27 protein-coding genes and 1 riboswitch are annotated in these 24,135 nt (G+C 63.6%); of the genes, 19 read left to right on the forward strand and 8 right to left on the reverse strand.

What is annotated here, in order from left to right:
• Window positions 1-19: 19 nt before the first annotated feature.
• Window positions 20-313, reverse strand: coding sequence for a DUF1330 domain-containing protein (locus tag IWW33_RS01885; RefSeq protein ID WP_125923281.1), 294 nt, complete (start codon window positions 311-313; stop codon window positions 20-22).
• A 78-nt stretch (window positions 314-391) separates the two neighbouring features.
• Between IWW33_RS01885 and ribBA the strand changes: the two genes are divergently transcribed.
• The 11 genes from ribBA (at window position 392) to IWW33_RS01940 (ending at window position 12,242) form a co-directional block, all read left to right on the forward strand.
• Window positions 392-1,507, forward strand: a complete 1,116-nt coding sequence (ribBA, locus tag IWW33_RS01890) for a bifunctional 3,4-dihydroxy-2-butanone-4-phosphate synthase/GTP cyclohydrolase II (protein WP_115275264.1) — start codon at window positions 392-394, stop codon at window positions 1,505-1,507.
• A 289-nt stretch (window positions 1,508-1,796) separates the two neighbouring features.
• Window positions 1,797-2,822, forward strand: coding sequence for an ABC transporter substrate-binding protein (locus IWW33_RS01895; RefSeq protein WP_046787197.1), 1,026 nt, complete (start codon window positions 1,797-1,799; stop codon window positions 2,820-2,822).
• Window positions 2,819-3,736, forward strand: coding sequence for an ABC transporter permease (locus IWW33_RS01900; RefSeq protein WP_115275265.1), 918 nt, complete (start codon window positions 2,819-2,821; stop codon window positions 3,734-3,736). The genes IWW33_RS01895 and IWW33_RS01900 overlap by 4 nt, the downstream gene beginning before the upstream one ends.
• A gap of 6 nt (window positions 3,737-3,742) precedes the next feature.
• Window positions 3,743-4,552 (forward strand): ABC transporter permease, encoded by an 810-nt coding sequence (locus IWW33_RS01905; protein ID WP_046787199.1) that lies wholly within the window; start codon window positions 3,743-3,745, stop codon window positions 4,550-4,552.
• Between the two features lie 19 nt (window positions 4,553-4,571).
• Complete coding sequence (locus IWW33_RS01910) at window positions 4,572-5,720, forward strand: ABC transporter ATP-binding protein (RefSeq protein ID WP_196914179.1); 1,149 nt, start codon at window positions 4,572-4,574, stop codon at window positions 5,718-5,720.
• A gap of 421 nt (window positions 5,721-6,141) precedes the next feature.
• Entirely contained in the window at window positions 6,142-7,308 is a 1,167-nt protein-coding gene (locus tag IWW33_RS01915; RefSeq protein WP_115275267.1) for a DUF1624 domain-containing protein, read from the forward strand.
• Between the two features lie 28 nt (window positions 7,309-7,336).
• Window positions 7,337-7,535: riboswitch (cobalamin riboswitch) on the forward strand.
• Between the two features lie 110 nt (window positions 7,536-7,645).
• Window positions 7,646-8,656: an ABC transporter substrate-binding protein gene (locus IWW33_RS01920; RefSeq protein ID WP_115275268.1), complete on the forward strand. Its 1,011-nt coding sequence runs from the start codon at window positions 7,646-7,648 to the stop codon at window positions 8,654-8,656.
• Window positions 8,656-9,672, forward strand: a complete 1,017-nt coding sequence (locus IWW33_RS01925) for an iron ABC transporter permease (protein WP_174141662.1) — start codon at window positions 8,656-8,658, stop codon at window positions 9,670-9,672. The genes IWW33_RS01920 and IWW33_RS01925 overlap by 1 nt, the downstream gene beginning before the upstream one ends.
• Entirely contained in the window at window positions 9,669-10,457 is a 789-nt protein-coding gene (locus IWW33_RS01930) for an ABC transporter ATP-binding protein (protein ID WP_119688668.1), read from the forward strand. The genes IWW33_RS01925 and IWW33_RS01930 overlap by 4 nt, the downstream gene beginning before the upstream one ends.
• A 16-nt stretch (window positions 10,458-10,473) precedes the next feature.
• A complete protein-coding gene (locus tag IWW33_RS01935) occupies window positions 10,474-10,908 on the forward strand; it encodes a pseudoazurin (RefSeq protein WP_046787206.1) in 435 nt (144 codons plus the stop codon).
• Window positions 10,905-12,242, forward strand: coding sequence for an OprD family porin (locus IWW33_RS01940; protein WP_115275272.1), 1,338 nt, complete (start codon window positions 10,905-10,907; stop codon window positions 12,240-12,242). The genes IWW33_RS01935 and IWW33_RS01940 overlap by 4 nt, the downstream gene beginning before the upstream one ends.
• Before the next feature lie 86 nt (window positions 12,243-12,328).
• On the opposite strand, the gene IWW33_RS01945 is transcribed toward IWW33_RS01940, so the two are convergent.
• Window positions 12,329-12,829: a GNAT family N-acetyltransferase gene (locus tag IWW33_RS01945; RefSeq protein WP_115275273.1), complete on the reverse strand. Its 501-nt coding sequence runs from the start codon at window positions 12,827-12,829 to the stop codon at window positions 12,329-12,331.
• A 117-nt stretch (window positions 12,830-12,946) separates the two neighbouring features.
• Between IWW33_RS01945 and IWW33_RS01950 the strand changes: the two genes are divergently transcribed.
• The 4 genes from IWW33_RS01950 to IWW33_RS01965 all read left to right on the forward strand — a co-directional run bounded on the left by IWW33_RS01950 (window position 12,947) and on the right by IWW33_RS01965 (window position 16,414).
• On the forward strand, window positions 12,947-13,426 hold the full coding sequence (locus IWW33_RS01950; RefSeq protein ID WP_115275274.1) for a hypothetical protein: 480 nt from the start codon (window positions 12,947-12,949) through the stop codon (window positions 13,424-13,426).
• 86 nt (window positions 13,427-13,512) lie between these two features.
• On the forward strand, window positions 13,513-15,096 hold the full coding sequence (locus tag IWW33_RS01955; RefSeq protein ID WP_174141661.1) for a sensor domain-containing diguanylate cyclase: 1,584 nt from the start codon (window positions 13,513-13,515) through the stop codon (window positions 15,094-15,096).
• A gap of 83 nt (window positions 15,097-15,179) precedes the next feature.
• Window positions 15,180-15,515 (forward strand): hypothetical protein, encoded by a 336-nt coding sequence (locus tag IWW33_RS01960; protein WP_174141660.1) that lies wholly within the window; start codon window positions 15,180-15,182, stop codon window positions 15,513-15,515.
• A gap of 122 nt (window positions 15,516-15,637) precedes the next feature.
• Entirely contained in the window at window positions 15,638-16,414 is a 777-nt protein-coding gene (locus IWW33_RS01965; protein WP_174141659.1) for a ParA family protein, read from the forward strand.
• A gap of 21 nt (window positions 16,415-16,435) precedes the next feature.
• On the opposite strand, the gene IWW33_RS01970 is transcribed toward IWW33_RS01965, so the two are convergent.
• Genes IWW33_RS01970 through IWW33_RS01985 form a run of 4 tightly spaced genes read right to left on the reverse strand, consistent with a single transcriptional unit; the run spans window position 16,436 to window position 19,278 of the window.
• On the reverse strand, window positions 16,436-17,170 hold the full coding sequence (locus IWW33_RS01970; RefSeq protein ID WP_115275277.1) for an amino acid ABC transporter ATP-binding protein: 735 nt from the start codon (window positions 17,168-17,170) through the stop codon (window positions 16,436-16,438).
• A complete protein-coding gene (locus tag IWW33_RS01975; protein WP_119688662.1) occupies window positions 17,157-17,804 on the reverse strand; it encodes an amino acid ABC transporter permease in 648 nt (215 codons plus the stop codon). Before IWW33_RS01975 ends, IWW33_RS01970 begins: the two co-directional genes overlap by 14 nt.
• Window positions 17,805-18,470 carry an amino acid ABC transporter permease gene (locus IWW33_RS01980; RefSeq protein WP_039604080.1) on the reverse strand — a complete coding sequence of 222 codons (666 nt, stop codon included), beginning with the start codon at window positions 18,468-18,470 and terminating at the stop codon, window positions 17,805-17,807.
• A gap of 22 nt (window positions 18,471-18,492) precedes the next feature.
• On the reverse strand, window positions 18,493-19,278 hold the full coding sequence (locus tag IWW33_RS01985; protein ID WP_046787215.1) for a transporter substrate-binding domain-containing protein: 786 nt from the start codon (window positions 19,276-19,278) through the stop codon (window positions 18,493-18,495).
• A gap of 278 nt (window positions 19,279-19,556) precedes the next feature.
• On the opposite strand from IWW33_RS01985, the gene IWW33_RS01990 reads away from it, so the two are divergent.
• The 4 genes from IWW33_RS01990 (at window position 19,557) to IWW33_RS02005 (ending at window position 23,254) form a co-directional block, all read left to right on the forward strand.
• Window positions 19,557-20,240: a FadR/GntR family transcriptional regulator gene (locus IWW33_RS01990; RefSeq protein WP_046787355.1), complete on the forward strand. Its 684-nt coding sequence runs from the start codon at window positions 19,557-19,559 to the stop codon at window positions 20,238-20,240.
• Between the two features lie 192 nt (window positions 20,241-20,432).
• Complete coding sequence (locus IWW33_RS01995) at window positions 20,433-21,770, forward strand: MFS transporter (RefSeq protein ID WP_174141658.1); 1,338 nt, start codon at window positions 20,433-20,435, stop codon at window positions 21,768-21,770.
• 189 nt (window positions 21,771-21,959) lie between these two features.
• Complete coding sequence (gene aroQ, locus IWW33_RS02000; RefSeq protein ID WP_046787217.1) at window positions 21,960-22,409, forward strand: type II 3-dehydroquinate dehydratase; 450 nt, start codon at window positions 21,960-21,962, stop codon at window positions 22,407-22,409.
• Window positions 22,406-23,254 carry a shikimate dehydrogenase gene (locus IWW33_RS02005; RefSeq protein ID WP_115275280.1) on the forward strand — a complete coding sequence of 283 codons (849 nt, stop codon included), beginning with the start codon at window positions 22,406-22,408 and terminating at the stop codon, window positions 23,252-23,254. The genes aroQ and IWW33_RS02005 overlap by 4 nt, the downstream gene beginning before the upstream one ends.
• A 51-nt stretch (window positions 23,255-23,305) precedes the next feature.
• Here IWW33_RS02005 and IWW33_RS02010 read toward each other — a convergent pair whose 3' ends face one another.
• Together IWW33_RS02010 and IWW33_RS02015 are read right to left on the reverse strand one after the other, a co-directional pair.
• Window positions 23,306-23,842, reverse strand: coding sequence for a thioredoxin family protein (locus IWW33_RS02010; protein WP_115275281.1), 537 nt, complete (start codon window positions 23,840-23,842; stop codon window positions 23,306-23,308).
• On the reverse strand, window positions 23,832-24,107 hold the full coding sequence (locus IWW33_RS02015) for a DUF2790 domain-containing protein (protein WP_174141657.1): 276 nt from the start codon (window positions 24,105-24,107) through the stop codon (window positions 23,832-23,834). Before IWW33_RS02015 ends, IWW33_RS02010 begins: the two co-directional genes overlap by 11 nt.
• Window positions 24,108-24,135: the final 28 nt, after the last annotated feature.

Here is a 24,135-nt window from a genome sequence, read left to right on the forward strand (position 1 = left end):
AGGCGATATCAGCCCGAGCTCAGGGCTCGAACCCTTCCACGATGATCACCTCTGCCTTGGCCACCCCTTGGCGATGGCTGCACGCTTGCTGATACAACTCGGATCGATAGCAGGCCAGCGCCTGCTCGTAGGTCTGGAACTCGATCACCACACTGCGCTGGGGGGTTGGCCGCCCTTCCAGCGCCTCGCTGCGCCCGCCCCGGGCGAGGAACCGCCCGCCGAATGCGGCAAAGGCGGCGGGCGCACGTTGGGTGTACTGCTGATACTGCTCCGGGTCGGTCACGTCCACGTGGGCAATCCAATACGCTTTCATCCGCTACTCTCCTGTTGCAAAACTATTTGTGTATGATGGTATACCATAATAATCACCCATTCACAGTGAGCGTGCAGCATGGCTTTCAACACGATCGAAGAACTCCTCGAGGACTACCGCCAAGGCAAGATGGTGCTGCTGGTTGACGACGAGGATCGGGAGAACGAAGGCGACCTGCTGATCGCCGCCGAGCGCTGCGACGCTCAGGCCATCAACTTCATGGCCCGCGAAGCGCGGGGCCTGATCTGCCTGACACTGACCGACGAGCATTGTCAGCGCTTGGGGCTTGAGCAGATGGTACCGGCCAACGGCAGTGCGTTCAGCACCGCCTTCACCGTATCGATCGAGGCCGCTACGGGGGTTACCACGGGTATTTCTGCGGCCGACCGGGCACGCACGGTGGCTGCAGCCATGGCCGCCGATGCCCGCCCGGAGGATCTGGTGCAGCCCGGCCACATCTTCCCGCTACGCGCCCGCGAAGGCGGTGTGCTGAACCGCGCCGGCCATACCGAAGCGGGTTGCGACCTGGCACGCCTGGCCGGTTTTGCCCCGGCGTCGGTGATCGTGGAGGTACTCAACGACGACGGCACCATGGCCCGTCGACCGGACCTGGAAGTGTTCGCCGCCCGGCATGGCATCAAGATCGGCACCATCGCCGACCTGATCCACTACCGCCTGAGCACCGAGCAGACCATCAAGCGCATCGGTGAACGCGAACTGCCGACCGTGCACGGCACCTTCCGCCTGGTCACCTATGAAGACCGTATCGAAGGCGGTGTGCACATGGCCATGGTGATGGGCGATATCCGCCGCGAACAGCCGACCTTGGTGCGCGTGCACGTAATCGACCCGCTGCGCGACCTGGTCGGTGCCGAATATGCCGGGCCGGCCAACTGGACCTTGTGGGCTGCGCTGCAGAAGGTCGCTGAGGAAGGTGCCGGGGTGGTGGTGATCCTGGCCAACCATGAATCGTCGCAGGCGCTGCTTGAGCGCATACCGCAACTGACCCAGCCGTTGCGCCCCTACCAGCGTGGGCAATCGAAGGTGTACTCGGAAGTCGGCACCGGCGCGCAGATTCTCCAGGACCTGGGCGTTGGCAAGCTGTGCCACCTGGGCCCACCGCTCAAGTATGCGGGCCTGGCCGGGTATGAGCTGGAAGTGGTGCAGAGCATACCTTTCGAGCCCCAGGGCTGAAAGCTGCAGGTTAAAGCGGATCTGCGGCGCAACGCGATCTGCTTTGACTTGAAGCTCGCAGCTTGAGGCTTGCAGCTTCGAGGCGAGAAAGAGTGATGGCCGGTAGCCTCCCGCTCTTGCCAAAATCTTGGAATACCATAATATGATATCCCGTAGACCTTGAAATCACAGGCCGCCACCTACACTCACCAAACGGCCACCGACACATTGTTTTAGCTGCTCCCCGAATACTGTTGGCGGGCGCACTACCAGCCCGCCTCGAATAACAAAAAGCAACGAGGGCGTAACCATGCTGTTGAGCAAACGTGTAACCGCAGTGCTGTCCGCCAGCCTGCTGACCCTGGCATGTCAGGCCACCCAGGCCGCCGACAGCCTCAACTTCGTCAGCTGGGGCGGTACCACCCAGGACGCCCAGAAAGAAGCATGGGCCGTACCTTTCAGCAAATCGACCAACATCAAAGTGGTGCAGGACGGCCCGACCGACTACGGCAAGCTCAAGGCCATGGTCGAGAGCGGCAACGTGCAGTGGGACGTGGTCGACGTGGAAGCCGACTTTGCCCTGCGGGCCGCCAGCGAAGGCCTGCTCGAACCCCTCGATTTCAACACCATCGCGCGCGACAAGATCGACCCACGCTTCGTCTCCGACCATGGCGTCGGTTCGTTCTTCTTCTCGTTCGTGCTCGGCTACAACGAAGGCAAGCTCGGCGCCAACAAGCCGGTGGACTGGACCGCGCTGTTCGACACCAAGACCTACCCCGGCAAACGCGCCCTGTACAAGTGGCCGAGCCCCGGCGTACTGGAACTGGCCCTGCTGGCCGACGGCGTGCCAGCCGACAAGCTCTACCCGCTGGACCTGGACCGCGCCTTCAAGAAACTCGACACCATCAAGAAAGACATCGTCTGGTGGGGCGGTGGTGCCCAGTCGCAGCAGCTGCTGGCCTCCGGTGAAGCCTCGCTCGGCCAGTTCTGGAACGGCCGCGTCTACGCCCTGCAGCAAGATGGAGCGCCGGTGGGCGTGAGCTGGAAGCAGAACCTGGTCATGGCCGATTTCCTGGTCATCCCCAAGGGCGCCAAGAACAAGGACGCGGCCATGAAGTTCCTGGCCCAGGCCAGCAGCGCCGAAGGCCAGGCCGAGTTCGCCAACAAGACCGCCTACGCGCCGGTGAACCTGGACAGCGTGGCCAAACTCGACAAAGACCTCGCGCAGAACCTGCCGACCGCCTACGCCCAGGACCAGGTCACCCTGGACTTCGCCTACTGGGCCAAGAACGGCCAGGCCATCGCCGCGCGCTGGAATGAGTGGTTGGTGAAATGAAAGTCGCCATCAATGCCCTGCAAAACGCGCAAGGTGCCCCCACGGGCACCGGCGCTCCGGGGACGGCCCCACGCCGCATGAGCCTCGGCCAGCGCTGGAAGGGCAGCCGCAACCTGTTGCCCGCCCTGCTGTTCCTTGGCCTGTTCTTCTTCGCCCCGCTGATCGGCCTGTTGCTGCGCGGCGTGTTGGAGCCGGTGCCGGGGCTGGGCAACTACGAGCAGCTGTTCGCCAACTCGGCGTATGCGCGGGTACTGTTCAACACCTTTTCGGTGGCCGGCGTCGTCACCCTGATCAGCGTGTTGCTGGGCTTCCCGCTGGCCTGGGCAATCACCCTGGTGCCCAACGGCTGGGGCCGCTGGTTGCTGAACATCGTGCTGTTGTCGATGTGGACCAGCCTGCTGGCGCGTACCTATTCGTGGCTGGTGCTGCTGCAGGGCTCGGGGGTGATCAACAAGGCGTTGATGGCGCTGGGCATCATCGATGCCCCGCTGGAAATGGTGCACAACCTGACCGGCGTGGTGATCGGCATGAGCTACATCATGATCCCGTTCATCGTGCTGCCGCTGCAGGCGACCATGCACGCCATCGACCCGATGGTCCTGCAGGCCGGCTCCATCTGCGGCGCAAGCCCCTGGACCAACTTCTGGAAGGTGTTCCTGCCACTGTGCCGCTCGGGGCTGTTCTCCGGTGCGCTGATGGTGTTCGTCATGTCGCTGGGCTACTACGTCACCCCGGCCCTGCTTGGTGGCGCGCAAAACATGATGCTGCCCGAATTCATCATCCAGCAGGTGCAATCGTTCCTTAACTGGGGCCTGGCCAGCGCTGCCGCCGCACTGCTGGTGGTCATCACCCTGGTGCTCTTCTACCTGTACCTGAAGCTGCAACCGGAATCACCGGTCGGCAACGCGAGGTAAACCGCCATGCTTCTGTCTCCCAATGCCATGGGGCGCCCGCTGCGCACGGGCCTGTACCTGACCACCGGCGTGATTGCGGCCTTCCTGCTGCTGCCGGTAGTGTTCATCATCCTGCTGTCGTTCGGCTCATCGCAGTGGCTGGTCTTCCCGCCACCAGGCTGGACCTTCAAGTGGTATGCGCAGTTCTTCGCCAACCCGGAGTGGATGGACGCCGCCCTGGCCAGCTTCAAGGTCGCCGTGCTGACCACCATCGCCGCCGTGCTGCTGGGCCTGCCTACCGCATTCGCCCTGGTGCGTGGCCGCTTCCCCGGCCGCGAAATGCTCTACGGGCTGTTCACCATGCCGATGATCGTGCCGCTGGTGATCATTGCCGTGGCGGTGTATGCACTGTTTCTGAAGCTCGGCTATACCGGCACGCTGTTCGCCTTCGTGGTCAGCCACGTGATCGTCGCCCTGCCCTTCACCATCATTTCGATCATCAACTCGCTCAAGCTGTTCGACCAGTCGATCGAGGATGCCGCGGTGATCTGCGGCGCCTCACGCCTGCAAGCGATCTTCAAGGTGACCTTCCCGGCCATTCGCCCGGGGATGATCGCCGGCGGCCTGTTTGCCTTCCTGGTTTCGTGGGACGAGGTGGTACTGAGCGTGATGATGGCCAGCCCCGACCTGCAAACCTTGCCCGTGAAGATGTGGACCACCCTGCGCCAGGACCTGAGCCCGGTGATCGCCGTCGCCTCGACGCTGCTGATCGGCCTGTCGCTGATGGTCATGGTCATTGCCGCCGCCTTGCGCCGGCGCACCGAAACGAACGCCTGAGCGCCCGGAGAAAACAACAATGAGTGCAGTGATCAAAGACAACGCGCACAACAAGACCCTGGTCAGCCTGCGCGGCCTGAACAAGCATTACGGTGACTTCACCGCCGTGGATAACCTCGACCTGGAAATCCAGGACGGCGAGTTTCTCACCTTCCTCGGCTCCAGCGGCTCGGGCAAGTCCACCACCCTGTCGATGCTGGCCGGGTTCGAGACGCCCAGCAGCGGCGAGATTCTGGTCGAGGGGCAGTCGCTGGTGAATGTGCCACCGCACAAGCGCGACATCGGCATGGTGTTCCAGCGTTACTCGCTGTTCCCGCACCTGAATGTGCGTGACAACATCGGCTTCCCCTTGGCCATCCGCAAGCTCGGCGCGGCAGAAACCAAGAAGCGGGTCGACGCCATGCTCAAGCTGGTACAACTGGAGGCGTTCGCCCATCGCAAACCCTCGCAGATGTCGGGCGGCCAGCAACAGCGTGTGGCGATTGCCCGCGCCCTGGTGTACGAACCACGCATCCTGCTGATGGACGAGCCACTCGGCGCGCTGGACAAGAAACTGCGCGAAGACCTGCAGGATGAACTGCGCCAGTTGCACCGCCGGCTGGGCATCACCATCGTCTACGTCACCCACGACCAGGAAGAAGCCATGCGCCTGTCCCAGCGCATCGCCATCTTCAGCCACGGCAAGATCGTCGGCCTGGGCACCGGCTATGACCTCTACCAGAACCCGCCCAACGCCTTTGTCGCCTCGTTCCTGGGCAACTCCAACTTCCTGCGCATCACGGCCAGCAGCAACGGTGCCGGCAGTTTCGAAGGCCAGCCAGTGGCGATCCGCCTGACGCCTGGCCTGGCGGCGGGCCAAGATGCGCTGATCATGGTACGCCCGGAAAAGGCCCTGGCACTCACCACCGACCAGGCTGCACGCGAGCCGTTGCCAGCGGGCTGGAACGAAGTGCTTGCCAAGGTTGGCGAAGTGCTGTTCCTCGGCGAAAGCCAGACCTGCCATGTAATGACCCCGGGCGGTACTGAACTGACCGTGAAAGCACTGTCGGCTGCGGGTATGTCCATGCAGCCCGGAGACACCGTGAAGGTCCGCTGGGCGGTTGCAGATGCCTGCATCTACACCGAATGGGCGCAAAGCGACCTGAGCAAGTCGGCCGGCGCGCACTGAGCAGCAGCAGCAGGTAAATGGTTGACGCGCATCCCGCCCAATAGTCATACGCGCGCCAGTTTCAGGCATCCTGCGCCGCCGCGCGCGGGGTGAAACGGGAGCCGGTGCGTCGGGGGCCACGACAAGTCCGGCGCTGCCCTCTCAAGCCCGTGGTGTTTGTACCTGGAGGCGACTGCGTGCCGCAGTCGCACTTGGCGACGGTGGCTTACAGCTTCTGATTTGAGCTGACTGTATTGGCCTCATCGCCGGCAAGCCGGCCACACAGGGACCCCGCTGCTCTCGAGCTCAGCGCAAACCCAGTAGGAGCTGGCTTGCCGGCGATGACGGCTGAACCGCCACTGCAAAAACCACTACCCGGCACAAATGAAATAGTTATAAGATAACGTTTCATTTGACATCCATTCCTGCCTGCGACCCCTCCATGACAAGTGCCGCCGCCACCCCCACCCAGCTCACCCAGCGCCTGCAGAGCATCGATGCCCTGCGCGGCCTGGTGATCCTGTTCATGCTGCTCGACCACGTCCGCGAGACATTTTTCCTGCACCGCCAGGTCAGCGACCCGATGAGCATCGACGCCACCGACCCGTCCCTGTTCTTCAGCCGCACCCTGGCCCACCTATGTGCACCAGTGTTCGTACTGCTCACTGGCCTGTCAGCGTGGCTGTACGGCGAGAAGTATCAGGGCCGCAGCGATGTCTCGGCGTTCCTGTTCAAGCGCGGCCTGTTCCTGGTGGTGCTGGAGTTCACCCTGGTGAATTTCGCCTGGACCTTCCAGCTGCCGCCCAGTGTCATCTACCTGCAGGTGATCTGGGCAATCGGCGTCAGCATGATCGCCCTGTCGCTGCTGGTATGGCTGCCGCGCCCGGCGCTGGTTGTGCTGGGCGCAGTGATCATCGCCGGGCACAACCTGCTCGACAGCCTGCACTTTGGCGCTGAGTCGGCGATGCATGTGCCGTGGGCGATCCTGCATGACCGTGGCTGGCTGGAGCTCTCTGAAAGCCTGCGCCTGCGCACCTCCTACCCGGTACTGCCGTGGATCGGCGTCATTGCCTTGGGCTATGGCCTGGGCCCTTGGTTCGCCCGTGGCAGCGATGCCGGCCAGCGTCAGTACCGCCTGCTGCTGGCAGGGGTCATCGCCCTGCTCGGCTTCATGGCGCTGCGCATGCTCAATGGCTACGGCGAAGCGCCGTGGAGCGGCTACCCGACGCTTACCCAGACCGTGATGAGTTTCTTCAACATCACCAAATACCCGCCTTCGTTGTTGTTCCTGGCCCTGACCCTGGGCTGCGGCCTGCTGTTGCTGCGCGCCTTTGAGCGCGCAGGGCAAGCCCGCTGGATCGGTGCCCTGGCGGTGTTTGGCGCGGCACCGATGTTCTTCTATCTGCTGCACCTGTACGTGTTGAAACTGATGTACCTGGCCAGCGTCGCCCTGTTCGGCCGCAATCACGGCGACTACTTCGGTTTTGACGGCATTGGCGCGGTGTGGCTGGGTGCTGTGCTGCTGGCCATGGCGCTGTACCTGCCGGTGCGCTGGTTCGCCAGGCTAAAGGCGCGCCGACGCGACATCACCTGGCTCAAGTACTTCTGATTTAGCGTTTTCACCGGCTGCCTGATGGTCTACCATGCGGGCCGCCGGTTTCCACCACGGAAATAATAGGGAATCCCAGGCCGCCCAGGCGCGCCAAACGGAACTGCCCCCGCAACTGTAGGTGCCGAGCCCGCTCCATCGATGCCACTGGATCAGCCGATCCGGGAAGGCCGGAGCCGGGTGATGACGCACCAGTCAGGAGACCTGCCGGCTTACATTCACCAACCGGCGGGGTGTCCGGGATTGGCCATCAGAGTTGCCCCTGTCGCCTGCAGGGGCGCGGCGATGCCTGTCCGTGCGTTCCTTCCGTGAACTGTCCGATAGGAGATCGCCCCGCATGCTGTCCCGTTTCGCCACCCTGCTCGCCGGCTTGAGCCTCACCGGCGCTGCCCAGGCCGCCGCCACGCACTACCCGCTGACCGTGGACAACTGCGGCATGCCGCAGACCTTCACCCACGCCCCCGAGCGCGCAGTCACCATCGGCCAGGCCGGCACCGAAATCCTCTACGCGCTGGGGTTGGGCGACAAACTGGCCGGCACATCGCTGTGGTTCAACAACGTCTTGCCCGAATACAAGGCGCAGAACGACAAGGTGCCGCGCCTGGCCGACAACGACCCGAGCTTCGAAGCAGTGGTGGGCAAGCGACCAGAGTTGGTGGCGGTGCAGTTCGAGTGGATGGTCGGCGCCCAGGGCGTGGTCGCGACCCGTGAGCAGTTCAACGAACTGAAGGTCCCCACCTATCTGCTGCCCTCAGACTGCGAAGGCAAGGACAACCTGGTGGGGGCCGATGGCACGCGACTACAGGCGTTTCAGGTCCAGAGCATCTACAAGAGCGTCAGCCAGCTGGCGGAAATCTTCGACGTCCAGGACCGCGGCGCGGCACTGAACAGCGACCTCAAGGCGCGCCTGGACAGCGCCAGGCAACAACTGGCCGGCAAAGACCTGAGCCAGACTTCGGCACTGTTCTGGTTCTCCAGCGCCGACCTCGACATCGACCCCTACGTTGCGGGCCGCCAGGGCGTGGCGGACTTCATGCTGCGCACCCTGGGTGTACGCAACGTGGTCGAGTCCACCGAAGAGTGGCCCACGGTGGGCTGGGAAACCATCGCCAAGGCCAACCCTACGTGGCTGATCATCGCCCGCATGGATCGCCGCCGCTTTCCGGCCGACGACTACCAGAAGAAGCTCGAATTCCTGCGCAGCGACCCGGTAACCCAGCACATGGATGCCGTGAAGAACAACCGCATCATCATCCTCGACGCCGATGCCATGCAGGCCGGTATCCGCCTGTTCCGGGGCCTGCAGACCCTGTCGGCAGCCTTCGCCAGCGGTAAAGCGGCGCCGTGATGAACCGTCTGCTGCCCTGCTGCGCCCTGGCCCTGGTTGCCCTGCTCGGCGCGCTGCTTGCCGGCACCGCCATTGGCGAGACCACCGTGTCACCCAGCGTGGTGTACCAGGTACTGGCCAACCACCTGTGGCAGGCCGGTTACCCGGTCGACCCGATCGACGCCGGTATCGTCTGGAACTACCGCCTGACCCGCACGCTGGTCGCCGCAGCCTGTGGCGCAGGGCTGGCGACCTGTGGGGTGATCCTGCAGGCGCTGCTGCGCAACCCGCTGGCCGAACCCTATTTGCTGGGCCTGTCGGCCGGGGCTTCGACCGGCGCCGTGCTGGTAGGCCTGCTGGGCCTGGGCAGTGTTGCCCTGAGCATGTCGGGCGGCGCCTTTGTCGGCGCCGTCGCGGCCTTCGCCCTGGTCCTGGTGCTGGCCCGCGCAGCCGGCCCGAGCAGCAACAACGCCCAAGTGATCCTGGCAGGGATTGCCGGCTCGCAACTGTTCAACGCCCTGACGGCGTTTCTGATCACCAAATCGGCCACGGCCGAACAGGCTCGCGGCATCCTGTTCTGGCTGCTGGGCAACCTCAGTGGCGTGCGCTGGCCGTCAGTATGGCTGGCGCTGCCGGTGGCGCTGTTCGGGCTGGTGGTGTGCCTGTGGCACCGGCGCACACTGGACGCTTTCACCTTCGGTACCGATTCGGCGGCGTCGCTGGGCATTGCAGTGCGGCGCAGCCAGTTGCTGCTGATCAGTTGCGCGGCGCTGGTGACGGCAGTGATGGTGTCCATCGTCGGCGCCATCGGTTTTGTCGGGCTGGTCATCCCGCATGCCCTGCGCCTGATGCTCGGCCCAGGCCACAGCCGCCTGCTGCCGGCCAGCGCCCTGGGCGGTGCGCTGTTCCTGATCGCTGCGGACATGCTTTCACGCACGCTGATCCCCGGCCAGGTGATTCCAGTGGGCGTGGTCACAGCGCTGATCGGCGCACCTGTGTTTGCGTTGATCCTGGTCAGCCGCAGGGGGCGCGCATGACGGCCATGACACCCCCAAAGGTCGCCCCGCTCGCCTGCCAGGGCTTGGGTTTGCAACTGTCGGGCACCCCCGTTCTGCGCGATATCAACCTGACGATCGCCGCAGGTGAAACCCTCGGTATCGTTGGCCCGAATGGCTCCGGCAAATCCTCGCTGCTCAAACTGCTGGCCGGGCTGCGCACGCCGCATAGCGGCAGTGTGCAATTGCTCGGCGAGCCGCTTGCGCGCCTGCCGCGCCGGCGCATCGCCCAGGCCCTGGCGCTGGTTGAGCAACAGGCCGACACCCTCGACGCCATCAGCGTGTTCGATGCCGTGGCGCTAGGGCGTACCCCTTGGTTGTCCGCCCTGGCGCCGTTTTCCCAGGAGGATCGCGCGGTCGTCGAGCAGGCCCTGGCCGACCTCGATGCCTCGCACCTGCGCACGCGCATCTGGAGCTCGCTGTCCGGTGGCGAACGCCAGCGCGTACACATTGCCCGCGCTCTTGCCCAGCGCCCGCAGGTATTGCTGCTCGATGAGCCGACCAACCACCTCGACATCCAGCACCAGCTGAGCCTGTTGCAACAGGTACAGGCGCTGCCGGTGACCACCCTGGTGGCCCTGCACGACCTGAACCAGGCGCTGACCTGCGACCGCGTGGCGGTGCTCGAACACGGCCGTCTGGTCGCCCTCGGCAAGCCGCTGGAGGTACTGACCCCCGAGCGTTTGCTGAGCACCTTCGGCGTACATGCCCACTACCTCACCGACCCCTTCGACGGCGCGCGCATCCTGCGCTTTCGCGCCCCCTGAACCAGGAAGCTCCCGCATGCTGTTGCGCACTACCGTCCTGCTGCTCGCCAACGCTCTGCTACCTTTCGCCGCGCTGGCCGACGTGCACGAAGTGAAGATGCTCACCCGCGGCGCGGCCGGTGCCATGGTCTACGAGCCCGACCACCTGCGTATCGCACCGGGTGATACGGTACGTTTCGTGCCGACCCAGAGCGGCCACAACGCGGCCAGCCTGCCCGGGTTGCTGCCGGTAGGTGCCGAGGCGTTCAAGAGCAAGCTGAACCAGCCCTTCGAGCAGACCTTTACGGTGCCTGGGGTGTACGGCATCCAGTGCATCCCACACCTGGCCATGGGCATGGTGATGCTGATCCAGGTGGGCGATACCGGCTTGGCCGAGTTGCCAGCGGCTTTGCCTGCGCGGGCACGTGCGCGCCTGGCAGCCCAACTGCAGCAGTTGGAGGCCGGCCAATGAACCGTTTGCTTCTGGCCCTGCCGCTGCTGGGCCTGGCACCCTTGGCGCTGGCTGAATCCGCACAGTCGCAGAGTAACGGCTTGGTCGAAGACAGCAGCTGGAGCATCCTCAACCGCACGGTCTACGACCAGCGTGACTACAAGCATGGCGGGCGTAACAGTGCCGCCCGCAATGCCTACAAACCGCGCAGCGAACGCAATGGCCTGGCCGAGGAATGGGCCTACGGTTTGATGGGTACATTCCAGTCCGGTTTTACCCAGGGCCTGATCGGTGTTGGCGTCGATGCCCATGCCTACCTTGGCGTACAACTCGACAGCGGTGGAGGTCGAACCGGCAAGGCTCGCCTACTCGGTGTGGACAACGATGGCCACCCTAAAAACGAATACAGCCGCGGCGGTGCCGCTCTGAAGCTTCGCCTGTCCGACACAGTGCTTTCCTATGGTGAGCAGCGAGTGAAAACGCCGGTATTCAGCTCTTCCGACAGCCGTTTGCTACCCGAAACCGCCACCGGTTTTTTCCTCACCAGCAATGAAATCGACAAGGTCAAGCTGGTTGCCGGGCACTTCAACGAAAGCACCGACCGCAATGCTTCAAGCCATGACCAGGGCTTCGTGGTGAACTACTCCAACGCCCGCCAGGGCAACAGCTTCGACCTCGCCGGTGCGGTGTGGAACCCCAGCGCTGCCTTGAGCGCCAGCCTGTACACCTCCCGCTATGAAGACACCTGGAACCAGCACTACCTGGGCAGCACCCTCACCCATGCACTGGATGACCGGCGCAGCCTGAGCCTGGACCTCAACCTGTACCGCACCACCGACACCGGCAAAGCGCTGTCCGGGCGCATCGACAACACCACCTGGAGCCTGGTCTCGCGCTATAGCCAAGGCCCCCATGCTTTCAGCCTGGGCTGGCAGCAGGTGGATGGCAACACGCCGTTCGACTACGTGACCCGCGGTGCAATCTATATTGCCAACGCCGTGCAGATGTCTGACTTCAACGCACCCAACGAAAAGTCCTGGCAAGCGCGCTATGACCTGAACATGGGCGCTTATGGGGTGCCGGGGTTGAACCTGACGGCGCTGTATGTGCGCGGGTTCGATATCGATGGCACGCACGTGGACCCCAACGGCGGGTATGCGTACCTGGGCTATGGCAAGGGTGGCAAACACTGGGAGAGGGACCTTGAGGCGCGGTATGTGGTACAGAGTGGCAAGGCCAAGGGCACGGCGTTTTCACTGAGGCACAATGTGCACCGCGGGGATACGGCGCAGGCGGAACTGGACGGCAACCAGATCCGCCTGGCCGTGGAGTGGCCGTTGTCGGGCGGGCTCTGAGTGGTTTCATCCTCCTTGTGCGCCGGTTTGATGAGGCCCTTGGCGTTGCGGGTATCCACCCTCGTCACTGCAAAGCAGGAAAGTTCCTAAATGACCTGGTACTGCTCCATGTGCGTAGTCCGCCACACCGGGTCATCCTCTACGTTGATCACCGTGAAGCCCTGCCGCTCCCAGAACCGGATCGCCCCTGCCAGAAACGGATGGGTGTGCAGGTACAGACACTCAACGCCTGCCTCGACGGCGTGCTCACGCAAGGCCTGGAACAATGCCGCGGCCAGACCGTTGCGCCGGTATTCGGGGAGCACGAACAGGCGCACGATTTCGACGACGCGTTTGCCGTGGTAGTCGAGCTGGTGGAAGCGATGGTCATAGGGCAGGTAGCCAATGACTGCGATCAACGTGCCACGATCACGGGCTTCCAGAAAGTGCCCGTCGCCATCGAGGTAGGTCGCCTCGAAATGGGCCAGGTCTTTGGGCAAAGGCGAATGGGCGAGCATGGGGAAGAGCTCGCGTCGGGCACTGTCGACGAAGGCAACGACTTCATCGATGGCGTCACGGCCGGGTGATTGCAAGGTCCAGTCGGGCATGGGATTGAAGCGATGGCCTGGGGAACGTGTTTCTACCCTACAGCATCGGACGGCGCAATGCATGGTCGGCCCGACCTCGCTATAATCCCCGGCCTGAAACGCGCCCAAGGCCAGCCCATGCCCCGCCTCTGCAAGTTGTTGCTGCCCCTGCTGTTCGCCGCTGCCCTCACCGCCTGCGACCAGAAACCGACTCGAGAAGAGCAGATCGTGGCCAGCCTGCCCTTGCAGGAGGCCTATGAGCACAACATAGACCGCATGGCGTTGCTGCTGACCCGCAGCCACCCGCAACTCGACGAAGAAACAATCCGCAGCGTGCTGCGCAAGCACCTCACGGTCGAGGATCAGCGCCAGGACCTGTTCAAGCTCTACAGCGAAAAGAACTTCAGCGACGCCGAGTTCGCCACTATCGTCGAGGTGACTCGGGACCCGGCAAAGGCCAAGGCCTTGGAGCAGACCGAGGACGGCCAGCAACTGAGCGCGAAACTTACCCGGCTGATGCGCGAGACAGCACGCGATGAAAAGGCCCAGGCACTCGCAGCGCAGCGCCTGCAACGGGTGCAGGACGAGCTGGACGCATTGGAAAACGCCGGTTCCTGAACGATTGCGACAGCCCCACATCCCTCCCGTAGCGGTGCAAGCCCATAACGAGTAAGGTTATTTCTTTTGCGCCAGTGAGGTCTGGATTGCCACACGCCAAGCATGGACTGCGCCTGGACTTGCGCACGCTGATCCTCAGCCTTTGCACACTCACAGCCCTGGTGATGCTCTGTGCCAGCTACTTCGCCAGCTACCGGGTGCAGCGCCAGTTGCTGATCGATAACGCCCTGGAGGCCAACCGGGTATATGCGGCGAAGCTGGCGGCAATCACCGAAACCTTCATCGCCACTGCCTTGCAACAGCTGTCATTCAGCGCCAGTGTGCAGGGGCGGCAACTGGCCGACGGCGCTGCGCTGGAAGCAGAAACCACACGGTTGCTGCGCCAGAGCATGGCCTTCAACTCCACCTTCGTGGTCGATGCCGAAGGTATCGTGAGGGCGATTTCACCCGCTGCGCTGCGCCATTACCTTGGCCGCAAGGTACAGACGCCCGGTACTGAAGAGGCATTGCGCGAGCGCCGGCCCCTGGTGTCGACGCCCTACCTGTCGGCGGCCAACAACCTGGTGGTGGCGCTGTCGCAGCCGATCTTCGATGCCAACGGCCGCTACCTGGGCTATGTCGGCGGCAGCCTGTACCTGCGCGAACGCAACATACTCAACAGCCTGCTGGGCGAGCATTTCTACAAGGACGGCTCCTACCTCTATGTGGTCGATCGCAACCGCCGCCTGCTCTATCACCCCAATGCCGAACGGGTAGGCAGCGTGGTCGAAGGCAATACCCTGATCGACCAGCTGACCGAACTGCAGCACGGCACGCGGCAGGTCATCAATAGCCAAGGGGTAGCCATGCTGGCGGGCTTCGCCACAGTGCCCAGTACCGGTTGGGGCGTGGTGGCGCAACAACCGCTGGCGCAAACGGTGGCGCCGTTGAGTCATCTGATTCTCACTGTCATGGGCATCTCGGCCCCCCTGGCACTGGTGGGCAGCCTGCTGCTGTGGTGGCTGGCGTTGACCATCGCCAGGCCACTTTGGCAACTGGCCGCCGGCGCCCGCACCATGGACCGCACCGGCAACGCCGAACGGCTGCACAGGGTACATGCCTGGTACTTCGAGGCTGCGGAACTAAAGCGGGCCATGCTGTTCGGCCTGAACCTCTTGCAAGAGCGCATCGGCCGGCTCAACCGCGATGCCCAGACCGATCCGCTGACCGGCCTGGGCAACCGCCGCAGCCTGGAGTTCAAGCTGTCGCTGCTGGAGGCCGAAGGCCGCGCGTTTTCGGTCATCGTGCTGGATATCGACCACTTCAAACGGATCAACGATGGGCATGGGCATGATGTCGGGGACCAAGTACTACAGCGCCTGGCCGCAATCATGCGCGGCTGTTGCCGTGAAGGTGACCTGCTGTGCCGGACCGGTGGGGAGGAGTTCCTGATGCTGCTGCCGGGGGCCGGCCTGGTAGTCGCGACAACGGTGGCGCAGCGACTGCGCGTGATGGTGCAGGACACCGCGATAGAACCGGTAGGCGCTGTGACCATCTCACTGGGGGTGGCGCACTGGCACGCCAAGCAGGATCGCGAGCCGGGTGCAGCGCTCAGCCAGGCGGATAGCGCGTTGTACCGGGCCAAGCGCGGAGGGCGAAATCAGGTGTGCAGCGAAGCTGGCGGGCGTTGATGGCGGCCATCCGTCGGTTGCACGGCACCTTGCAGCCCGCCAACCAGCCGAAGATTGGGTAATCAATCCACAAGGAGATCACCATGAAGCGGATGACTCATCATGCGCTGTTGCTCGCCCTTTGCCTGGGCGCCGGCACACCCGTCGCCCTGGCGGCGACCGACATGAACGACAACGCTAACTCGCCCGCCGGCTCCGGCACGACGGCAGGCGACAAGAGTGGCGCAACGGGGTCGGGCGTGCCTGCCGATGCCACCGGCAGCGGAACGGGTAGCAATGACACTGACAATACCGGGGGAGACGGAACTACCAAGGGCTCGGGCAGCAACGGATCAGGGGGCTCCGGTGGGGCTTCGGGCTCGGGAAGTGATAGCGGCGGTAGTGGTGGTGGTAGTGGCGGGTCAGGTAGTGGCGGCTGAGCAGATCCCCCACGGGCGGGTTATCGGGACCAGATGTAACAAGTATTGTCATAAAACTGTCGTGTATTGGTCATAGGATTGACCCCAACCTGACATTTCCCTTCTTCATGGATGAGCGTCTCATGCGTCGTGTGGTTTTCAATCAGAAAGGTGGCGTGGGCAAGTCAAGCATCGCCTGCAACCTTGCCGCAGCCAGTGCCGCGGAGGGTTATCGCACGTTGCTGGTCGACCTCGACCCACAGGCCAACGCCACCTACTACCTCACTGGCCTCACCAACGACGCCATCCCCGCCGGCATCGCCGACTTTTTTCGCCAGACGCTGTCGCCCGTCACCGCTGCTGGCAAGAAGCACCGGGTGACCATCACCGAAACCCGCTACCGCAACCTGCACCTGGTGACCGCCAGCCCCGACCTCAGCGACTTGCAGAGCAAGCTTGAGAGCAAGTTCAAGATCAACAAGCTGCGCAAGCTGTTGCTGGAGCTGGGCGAGGACTACGAACGGATCTACATCGACACCCCGCCTGCGCTCAACTTCTATACCTTCAGCGCCTTGGTTGCGGCTGAGCGCCTGTTGATCCCGTTCGACTGCGATAGCTTCTCGCGCCAGGCGCTGCACAGTGTCATGGCCGAGGTCGAGGAGCTGCGCCTGGACCACAACCCGGCGCTGCAAGTGGAAGGCGTCGTGGTCAACCAGTTCGCCGGCCGCACGGCATTGCACCAGACGTTGGTTGACCAACTGCGCAGCGAAGGCATGCCCGTGCTGCCGGTGTACTTGAGCAGCTCGATCAAGATGCGAGAGTCGCACCTGGCGTCGGTACCGCTGGTACACCTGGCGCCGCGGCACAAACTGGCGATGGAGTTCGTCGACCTGCTCGATGTGCTGGAGCGGGCCGCCTGAGCTGCACTCAATGATGCAGGCTCAGGCCGATACCACTGAGCCTATGAAATTGGCCAGCTCGGCCGTTTTCGGTGCAGCGAACACTTCACGCGGGTTACCCACTTCATGCACCTTGCCATGGTGCATGAACACCAGTTTATCGCCCACTTCGCGGGCAAAGCGCATCTCATGGGTGACCATGATCAGGGTCATGCCTTCGCTGGCCAGCTGGCGCACCACGCCCAACACCTCGTTGACCAGTTCGGGGTCGAGCGCCGAGGTGATCTCGTCGCACAGCAGCACCTTGGGCGACATGGCCAGCGCCCTCGCGATCGCCACCCGCTGTTGCTGGCCTCCGGAAAGCCGGTCGGGGTAGGCATCGAACTTTTCCGCCAGGCCCACCCGCGCCAGCATCTGCTCAGCCAGCTGGCGCGCCTGGGCCTTGCTGGCCTTCTTCACCACCTGCGGCGCGAGCATCACGTTCTCGCCCACGCTCAGGTGTGGGAACAGGTTGAACTGCTGGAACACCATGCCCACTTTCTGGCGCAGCGCGCGCAAGTCGGCGCGGCCGGCATCGAGGTATTCACCGTCCACTTCGATCACGCCATCGCTGATCGACTCAAGGCCGTTGAGCGTGCGCAACAAGGTACTTTTGCCCGAACCGCTGCGGCCGATGATCGCTACCACCTCGCCCTCTTCGATGCTCAGGTCAACGCCTTTGAGTACATGGTTGTCGCCGTAGTATTTGTGCAGCGCGGACACTCTAAGCAGGGGCATGCAGCCTCCTTTCCAGATAACGGGCGCTCAGCGAGAGCGGGTAACAGAGGATGAAATAGCCCAGCGCAACCAGGCCGTAGACCATGAACGGCTCGAAGGTGGCGTTGGCCAGCATGCCGCCGGTCTTGGTCAACTCGGTGAAACCGATGATCGAGGTGACCGCCGTGCCTTTGACCACCTGCACCGAAAAGCCCACGGTCGGTGCCACGGCAATGCGCAACGCCTGTGGCAGGATCACGTGGCGCAGCTGCTCCATGCGGCTCAGCGCCAGGCTGCCGGACGCTTCCCACTGGCCGTTTGGAATGGACTCAACGCAGCCGCGCCAGATCTCTGCGAGAAACGCACTGGTGAACAGGGTCAGGGCGATGGCAGCCGCCATCCAGGCAGACACATCCAGGCCGAACAAGGCAATGCCGAAAAACACCATGAACAGTTGCATCAGCAATGGCGTGCCCTGAAACAGCTCGATGTAGCCCCGCGCCAGGCCACGCAGCCACGGCCATTGAGAAATGCGTGCGACCAGCACCAGCAGCCCGGCCAGGCCACCGAAGAAGAAGGCCACCAGCGACAACAGCATGGTCCATTGCAGGCCGATCAGCAGGTTGCGCAGGATGTCCCAGAAGGTGAAGTCCATTCAGCGTCTCCCCATCAGCAGACGTTGCCCAACCCATGCCAGCAACTGGCGCAAGGCGATGGCCATGATCAGGTACAGCACGGTGGTCAGCAGGTAGGTTTCAAATGCACGGAAATTGCGCGACTGGATGAAGTTGGCGGCGAACGACAGCTCCTCGGTGGCGATTTGCGAACACACCGCCGAGCCGAGCATGACGATCACGATCTGGCTCGTCAGTGCCGGCCATACCTTGGCCAGGGCAGGCTGCAACACCACATGGCGAAACGCCTCGAAGCGGCTCATGGCCAAGGCTGCTGCCGCTTCCAGCTGGCCTTTGGGAATGGCCTGGATGCCCGCCCTGATGATCTCGGTGGAGTAGGCACCCAGGTTGATCACCATGGCCAGCACCGCCGCCTGCCACTCGGTCAGGCGAATGCCCAGCGCCGGCAGGCCGAAGAAGATGAAGAACAGCTGGACGATGAAGGGCGTGTTACGGATCAGTTCCACGTACAGGCCAAACAGCATGTCGAAGGGGCGCACACGCCAGGCGCGAACCCCCGCGCCGAGCACGCCGATGGCCACGCCCAGCAAGGTGCCGACCACCGTCAGCTGCAGGGTGAACCAGGCGCCCTTGAGCAACAGGGGGGCCTGGGCCAGCACGGGGGCGAAGTCGAATTCATAGGCCATGGTGGCAAACTCCGGGTACAGCTCAGAGATCGGCCGGCAGCGGCTGCTTCAGCCATTTTTCGGCATTGCGGTTAAGGCTACCGTCGGCCTTGGCGGCTTCGAGCGTGGCATTGACTTTGTCCAGCAGCGCCGGCTCGTTCTTGGCCAGGCCCACATAGACAGGCGAGTCCTTGAGCTTGACCTTGACCACCGGCACCTTAGCCGGGTTCTTCTGGGCAATGGCGGCCATTACCACGCTACCGCTGGCGATCAGTTCGACCTGGCCAGAGAGGTAGGCGGCGATGGTCGAGTTGTTGTCTTCAAAGCGCTTGATCACCGCCCCCTTTGGCGCTACGGCGCTCAGTTCCATGTCCTCGATCGAGCCGCGGGTGACGCTGATGGTCTTGCCAGCGACGGCGTCGATGCCCGCGATGTCCACCTCGGCCGGGCCGAATACGGCCAGGTAGAACGGCGCATAGGGCCGGGAGAAATCGATCACTGCCGCACGCTCCGGGTTCTTGCCGAGGCTGGAAATCACCAGGTCGACCTTGCCTGTGGTGAGGAACGGTATGCGGTTGGTGCTGTTTACCGGGGTCAGGGCCAGCTTCACACCCAGCTTGTCTGCCAGCAGTTGTGCAGTGTCGATGTCCAGGCCACGGGGTTTGAGGTCTGGCCCGACCGAGCCGAAAGGCGGGAAGTCCTGGGGCACTGCCACCTTGAGCACGCCACGGGCGCTGATGTCGGCCAGGGCATCAGCCTGGGCGGTTGGCAGCACAAGGGCGCTGCTGCAGAACAGGCTGGCCAGGAACAAGGTGCGGAATGTCTTCATGGTGTGGCCTCGCAGGTAACCAGGGAAAAGAGTGCTGGCTGGCCAGTGCACGGGCCATGCCAACGTCCGTGCTGGCACCGGCTTGACGTGCGCAAGCCCTGAGCTGAACGGTCTTACTGGTCTGAACAGTTGCTTGCCTGCCCGCTTACCCCGCCGCCGTCACGCCCCGCTTTTGTGCAAGGCCGCATTTGCCTGCATCAGCGCGGAGCAATGCTTGCAAGCGCCTGACAATGGCCGTAAAAAGCCAAGGTCATCGCCCTCCGACCGGTCTGAACAGCATGCTCGACACCCTACCCCGCGCCGTCCCCGAACAGGCCCTGCAAGGCATCCGCAAATTGATCGAAGACGGCGGCTATCAGCCCGGCGATGCCCTGCCCTCGCAGCGCGACCTTGCCGAGCAGTTGGGGGTCAGCAGGGCCTCTCTGCGAGAAGCGCTGTCCTCCCTCAGCGCTCTGGGGTTGGTGAGCGTGCAGCCGGGCAAGGGTGTGTTCGTGCAGGCGCCAGCGCCTTCGGCATTTGCCTGGCCGTATGCCGAACAGGTCTCTGCAAGCGACACCTTCCAGCTGCGTTACGCCTTGGAAGGTTTCGCTGCCGGGCAGGCGGCACTGGCACTGACTGCGGACGACATCGATCGCCTGGAAGTCAATGTAGAGGCGATGCATCAGGAGTTGCGCGCGGGCCGCTTCGAAGCCGCCGCACGGCTGGATTTCGCCTTTCACCAGCAGTTGCTGCAAGCCTGCGGCAACCACGCCATGCTGCAGGTGATCACCGCCAGCCAGGAGATATTCCTGGAAAGCCAGAAGCTGCCCTTCATCCGCCCGGAACGGGCGATGGAAACCTGGCAGGAGCACCGCAAGATCCTGCGCGCCCTGGCTCGCCGTTCACAGGCGGCGGCGCAGAAGGCGATGCAGGAGCATATTCGCAACGCGGCTTCGCGTACCGGGGTGGTGTTTTCGGTATAACACCCACTCATTGCCGGGCTGACCGCGGCTTGGCCACGAATGGGCGCACGCGGTCAAAACAGATATCTGGGCGTCGCCCTCGAAGAAGCGCCCTCGCTACCGCGCCGGTTTACTGCCTGCAACAACAACGACGAAGCGGCCAGACCGCTTCGCTAATCCGCCAGGCTGCCTTTGAAACCGGAGCGTTTCTGTATGTCCGCATCTCACGAGGTATCCCCCGCCACTCTGCGCCGGGTCATCGCCGCCTCGGCCATCGGCAACTTCGTCGAATGGTTCGACTTTGCCGTCTACGGCTTTCTCGCAACGATCATCGCCAGCCAGTTCTTCGCCAGCGGCGATGCCAGCGTGGCCTTGCTGAAGACCTTTGCCGTTTTCGCCGTGGCCTTCGCCTTGCGGCCACTGGGCGGGATCGTGTTCGGGGCGCTGGGTGACCGGCTGGGACGCAAACGCATCCTGTCACTGACCATCCTGCTGATGGCCGGCTCCACCACACTGATCGGCCTGCTGCCGACCTACGCCAGCATCGGCCTTGCCGCCCCCGCGCTACTGACCCTTGCGCGCTGCCTGCAGGGGTTCTCCGCAGGCGGTGAGTATGCAGGTGCCTGTGCGTACCTGATGGAGCACGCACCGCAAAACAAGCGGGCCTTCTATGGCAGCTTCGTGCCCGTGTCGACCTTCTCTGCCTTCGCCTGTGCGGCGGTGATCGCCTACGGCCTTGAGGCAAGCCTGTCGGCCGAAGCGATGGCGGCCTGGGGCTGGCGCATACCGTTCCTGGTGGCGGCGCCGCTGGGCCTGGTGGGCCTTTACCTGCGCTGGCGCATGGAGGAAACCCCGGCATTTCGCGAGGCCATCGCTCAAGGCAAGACCCATGAGCATTCGCCGCTCAAGGACACGTTGCGTAACCACGGCCGGGCCATCCGCAATCTGGGTGCCTTCATCTCGCTTACAGCGTTGTCGTTCTACATGTTCACTACCTACTTCGCCACCTACCTGCAAATGGTCGGCAACCTGACACGCGCCCAGTCGCTGTTGGTGACAACGGTAGCGCTGGTGTTCGCCGCCATCGGTTGTCCGCTGGCCGGCGCGTTCTCGGACCGGGTCGGGCGGCGCAAGACCATTGGTTTCACCTGCCTGTGGGTAATGGTCTGTGTATTCCCGGCTTATTGGCTGGCCAGTTCCGGGTCGGTGACGGCTGCGCTGGTGGGGGTCATCCTGTTGGCGGTAGGCGCACTTTGCAGTGGTGTGGTGACCGCCGCGTTGCTCTCGGAGAGTTTCCCGACCCGTACGCGCTACACCGCATCGGCGATTACCTACAACGTGGCCTATACGCTGTTTGGCGGCACCGCACCGCTGGTGGCGACCTGGCTGATCGGACAGACCGGCAGCAGCCTGGCGCCAGCGTTCTACCTGGTGGTCATCGCGCTGGTGGCGCTGGTGGGTGGGCTGGCGCTGCCAGAAACCTCGCGAATATCGTTGCATGAAGAAACAGCCGGGGATGAAGTGGGTCGTGAGGCCGCCCGCACCGTTTGAGAGGTGGGGCTGCCTTTGCAGCCCTTTCGTAACAAGAGGCGCCTTCAAAGGGCACACCCGCGCTAAGAACGCTGGGGTCTGCGTCCGATAATCGCCCACTTTCCACGATGCGACAGCCAACCCAATTGACGAAACTAACCAGGTGGTACAAACATACGGGCATTCAACAACAACAAAGTGATGCCCGCCATGAAGCCCCTTATCCTCGTGCTCAACGGCCCCAACTTGAACATGCTGGGTACCCGCGAGCCTGCCCAGTACGGCCGTGAAACCCTTGCTGACCTGGCTCAGAGCTGCGCAGACACCGCGCAGGCCCACGGCCTGGATATCGAATTCCGCCAGACCAACCACGAAGGCGACCTGATCGACTGGATCCACGCTGCCCGTGGTCGCTGCGCCGGTATCGTGATCAACCCCGGTGCCTGGACCCACACCTCGGTGGCCATCCGAGACGCGCTGGTCGCCAGCGAGGTGCCAGTGATCGAGGTGCACCTCTCCAACGTGCACAAGCGCGAGCCGTTCCGCCACCTGTCGTTCGTCTCGTCGATCGCGGTGGGTGTGATCTGCGGCCTGGGCAGCCACGGCTACCGCATGGCTCTGGCGCACTTCGCCGAAATGCTCCAGGAGCAGGCAGCATGACTCAGCCGGCCATCCTTGCCGGCCTGATCGGCCGTGGTATTCAACTGTCGCGCACCCCTGCCCTGCATGAACATGAAGGCGATGCGCAGGACTTGCGCTACCTCTACCGCCTGATAGACGCCGACCAGTTGCAACTGGAAGACAGCGCCTTGGCGCAATTGCTCGAAGCGGCCCAGCACACAGGCTTCACCGGGCTCAATATCACCTACCCGTTCAAGCAGGCGATCCTGCCGCTGCTCGACGAGCTGTCCGATGAGGCCAGGGGTATCGGTGCGGTCAACACCGTGGTCCTCAAGGACGGCAAGCGTGTAGGCCATAACACCGACTGCCTGGGCTTCGCCGAGGGCTTGCGCCGCGGCCTGCCCGACGTCGCGCGCCGGCAGGTGGTGCAGATGGGTGCCGGCGGTGCTGGCTCGGCAGTGGCCCATGCATTACTGGGCGAAGGGGTCGAGCGGCTGGTGCTGTTCGAAGTCGATGCAGCGCGTGCCCAGGCGCTGGTCGACAACCTCAACGGCCATTTCGGCGCAGGCAGAGCCATTGTGGGCACGGACCTGGCGGCTGAGATTGCCGAAGCGGACGGGCTGGTCAACACCACGCCGGTCGGCATGGCCAAACTGCCGGGCACACCGCTGCCGGTCGAGCTGCTGCATGCCCGGCTGTGGGTGGCGGAGATCATCTATTTCCCGCTGGAAACCGAGCTGCTGCGCGCCGCACGGGCACTGGGCTGCCGGACCCTGGATGGCAGCAACATGGCTGTGTTCCAGGCGGTGAAAGCGTTCGAACTGTTCAGTGGCCGCCAGGCCAATGCCGAGCGCATGCAGGCACATTTCGCCAGCTTCGGTTGAGCCCGTGCCGTTCCTTTCGCGGGTTTACTCGCGAAAGGAACGGTAAACACCTCAGCCTTTTTCATCCAGCAACGCCTTTATCACCTTCTCCTGCCCGTCGTAGTCACCTTCACCAAAGTGCACATGCCGCACTTGGCCCTGGCGATCGACAAAGTAATGCGCAGGCCAGAACTGATTACCCCAGGCATTCCACACCCGATAATCGTTGTCCGCCGCCACCGGGTAAGCGATCCCCAGGCTGGCCACCTTGCGTTTCAACTGGCTGACATCATGCTCGTAGTCGTACTCCGGCGTGTGCACGCCCACCACCACCAGCCCCTGATCGGCGTACCGCCGGGCCCAGTCGTTGACGTGCGGCAGGCTGCGCTGGCAGTTGATGCAGTCCCACGTCCAGAAGTCCACCAGCACTACCTTGCCCTTTAGCCCCTTGGTATCCAGCGCTGGCGAGTTGATCCACTCACTGGCCCCGGACAGCGATGGCATCGCGCCGTAACTGTCGCGGGCTGCCAGGTGGCCGGCAAGGCCCAGGCCCAAGAGCGCCAAGGCGACGCCGCCCACTTTCAACAACGAGCGGCGCTCAGTTGTCATGGCAACCGCTCGTGGCATAGGTGCGGTACTGCACACTCTGGCGCTGGCCTTGGGAGTTGATGTAATCCATACGGGTGTGGACCAGGCCACAGGCATCGCTTTGATCATCCTTCACCGACAGCACTTTCTGTATATCCAGCCGGTCGCCGTAGCGGTATTGCATGACGCTGGCATCCTCCATCGGCTGCGTGGATGCCTGGGCAGCCAGGGTGCCGAGGCTGAGCACGGCGAACAGGCTGGCGCTGGCGAGGGTTTTCATGTTCATGGCATCTCTCCTGTGGATCTTCTGAGGG

It is taken from the genome of Pseudomonas sp. M2 (assembly GCF_015751845.1).
GTDB classification, from domain to species: Bacteria; Pseudomonadota; Gammaproteobacteria; order Pseudomonadales; family Pseudomonadaceae; genus Aquipseudomonas; species Aquipseudomonas putida_E.

Excerpts from the sequence above, each read along its gene's own strand:
- IWW33_RS01985 (WP_046787215.1), bottom strand. The coding sequence starts at position 19,278 with ATGAAGACATTCCGCACCTTGTTCCTGGCCAGCCTGTTCTGCAGCAGC.
- IWW33_RS01990 (WP_046787355.1), top strand. The coding sequence starts at position 19,557 with ATGCTCGACACCCTACCCCGCGCCGTCCCCGAACAGGCCCTGCAAGGC.
- IWW33_RS01995 (WP_174141658.1), top strand. The coding sequence starts at position 20,433 with ATGTCCGCATCTCACGAGGTATCCCCCGCCACTCTGCGCCGGGTCATC.
- IWW33_RS02015 (WP_174141657.1), bottom strand. The coding sequence starts at position 24,107 with ATGAACATGAAAACCCTCGCCAGCGCCAGCCTGTTCGCCGTGCTCAGC.
- IWW33_RS01940 (WP_115275272.1), top strand. The coding sequence starts at position 10,905 with ATGAACCGTTTGCTTCTGGCCCTGCCGCTGCTGGGCCTGGCACCCTTG.
- IWW33_RS01950 (WP_115275274.1), top strand. The coding sequence starts at position 12,947 with ATGCCCCGCCTCTGCAAGTTGTTGCTGCCCCTGCTGTTCGCCGCTGCC.
- IWW33_RS01970 (WP_115275277.1), bottom strand. The coding sequence starts at position 17,170 with ATGCCCCTGCTTAGAGTGTCCGCGCTGCACAAATACTACGGCGACAAC.
- IWW33_RS01930 (WP_119688668.1), top strand. The coding sequence starts at position 9,669 with ATGACGGCCATGACACCCCCAAAGGTCGCCCCGCTCGCCTGCCAGGGC.
- IWW33_RS01965 (WP_174141659.1), top strand. The coding sequence starts at position 15,638 with ATGCGTCGTGTGGTTTTCAATCAGAAAGGTGGCGTGGGCAAGTCAAGC.
- IWW33_RS01920 (WP_115275268.1), top strand. The coding sequence starts at position 7,646 with ATGCTGTCCCGTTTCGCCACCCTGCTCGCCGGCTTGAGCCTCACCGGC.
- IWW33_RS01975 (WP_119688662.1), bottom strand. The coding sequence starts at position 17,804 with ATGGACTTCACCTTCTGGGACATCCTGCGCAACCTGCTGATCGGCCTG.
- IWW33_RS01915 (WP_115275267.1), top strand. The coding sequence starts at position 6,142 with ATGACAAGTGCCGCCGCCACCCCCACCCAGCTCACCCAGCGCCTGCAG.
- IWW33_RS01910 (WP_196914179.1), top strand. The coding sequence starts at position 4,572 with ATGAGTGCAGTGATCAAAGACAACGCGCACAACAAGACCCTGGTCAGC.
- IWW33_RS01905 (WP_046787199.1), top strand. The coding sequence starts at position 3,743 with ATGCTTCTGTCTCCCAATGCCATGGGGCGCCCGCTGCGCACGGGCCTG.
- ribBA (WP_115275264.1), top strand. The coding sequence starts at position 392 with ATGGCTTTCAACACGATCGAAGAACTCCTCGAGGACTACCGCCAAGGC.
- IWW33_RS01980 (WP_039604080.1), bottom strand. The coding sequence starts at position 18,470 with ATGGCCTATGAATTCGACTTCGCCCCCGTGCTGGCCCAGGCCCCCCTG.
- IWW33_RS01945 (WP_115275273.1), bottom strand. The coding sequence starts at position 12,829 with ATGCCCGACTGGACCTTGCAATCACCCGGCCGTGACGCCATCGATGAA.
- IWW33_RS01925 (WP_174141662.1), top strand. The coding sequence starts at position 8,656 with ATGAACCGTCTGCTGCCCTGCTGCGCCCTGGCCCTGGTTGCCCTGCTC.
- IWW33_RS01885 (WP_125923281.1), bottom strand. The coding sequence starts at position 313 with ATGAAAGCGTATTGGATTGCCCACGTGGACGTGACCGACCCGGAGCAG.
- IWW33_RS01935 (WP_046787206.1), top strand. The coding sequence starts at position 10,474 with ATGCTGTTGCGCACTACCGTCCTGCTGCTCGCCAACGCTCTGCTACCT.
- IWW33_RS01900 (WP_115275265.1), top strand. The coding sequence starts at position 2,819 with ATGAAAGTCGCCATCAATGCCCTGCAAAACGCGCAAGGTGCCCCCACG.
- IWW33_RS01960 (WP_174141660.1), top strand. The coding sequence starts at position 15,180 with ATGAAGCGGATGACTCATCATGCGCTGTTGCTCGCCCTTTGCCTGGGC.
- IWW33_RS01895 (WP_046787197.1), top strand. The coding sequence starts at position 1,797 with ATGCTGTTGAGCAAACGTGTAACCGCAGTGCTGTCCGCCAGCCTGCTG.
- IWW33_RS02005 (WP_115275280.1), top strand. The coding sequence starts at position 22,406 with ATGACTCAGCCGGCCATCCTTGCCGGCCTGATCGGCCGTGGTATTCAA.
- IWW33_RS02010 (WP_115275281.1), bottom strand. The coding sequence starts at position 23,842 with ATGACAACTGAGCGCCGCTCGTTGTTGAAAGTGGGCGGCGTCGCCTTG.
- aroQ (WP_046787217.1), top strand. The coding sequence starts at position 21,960 with ATGAAGCCCCTTATCCTCGTGCTCAACGGCCCCAACTTGAACATGCTG.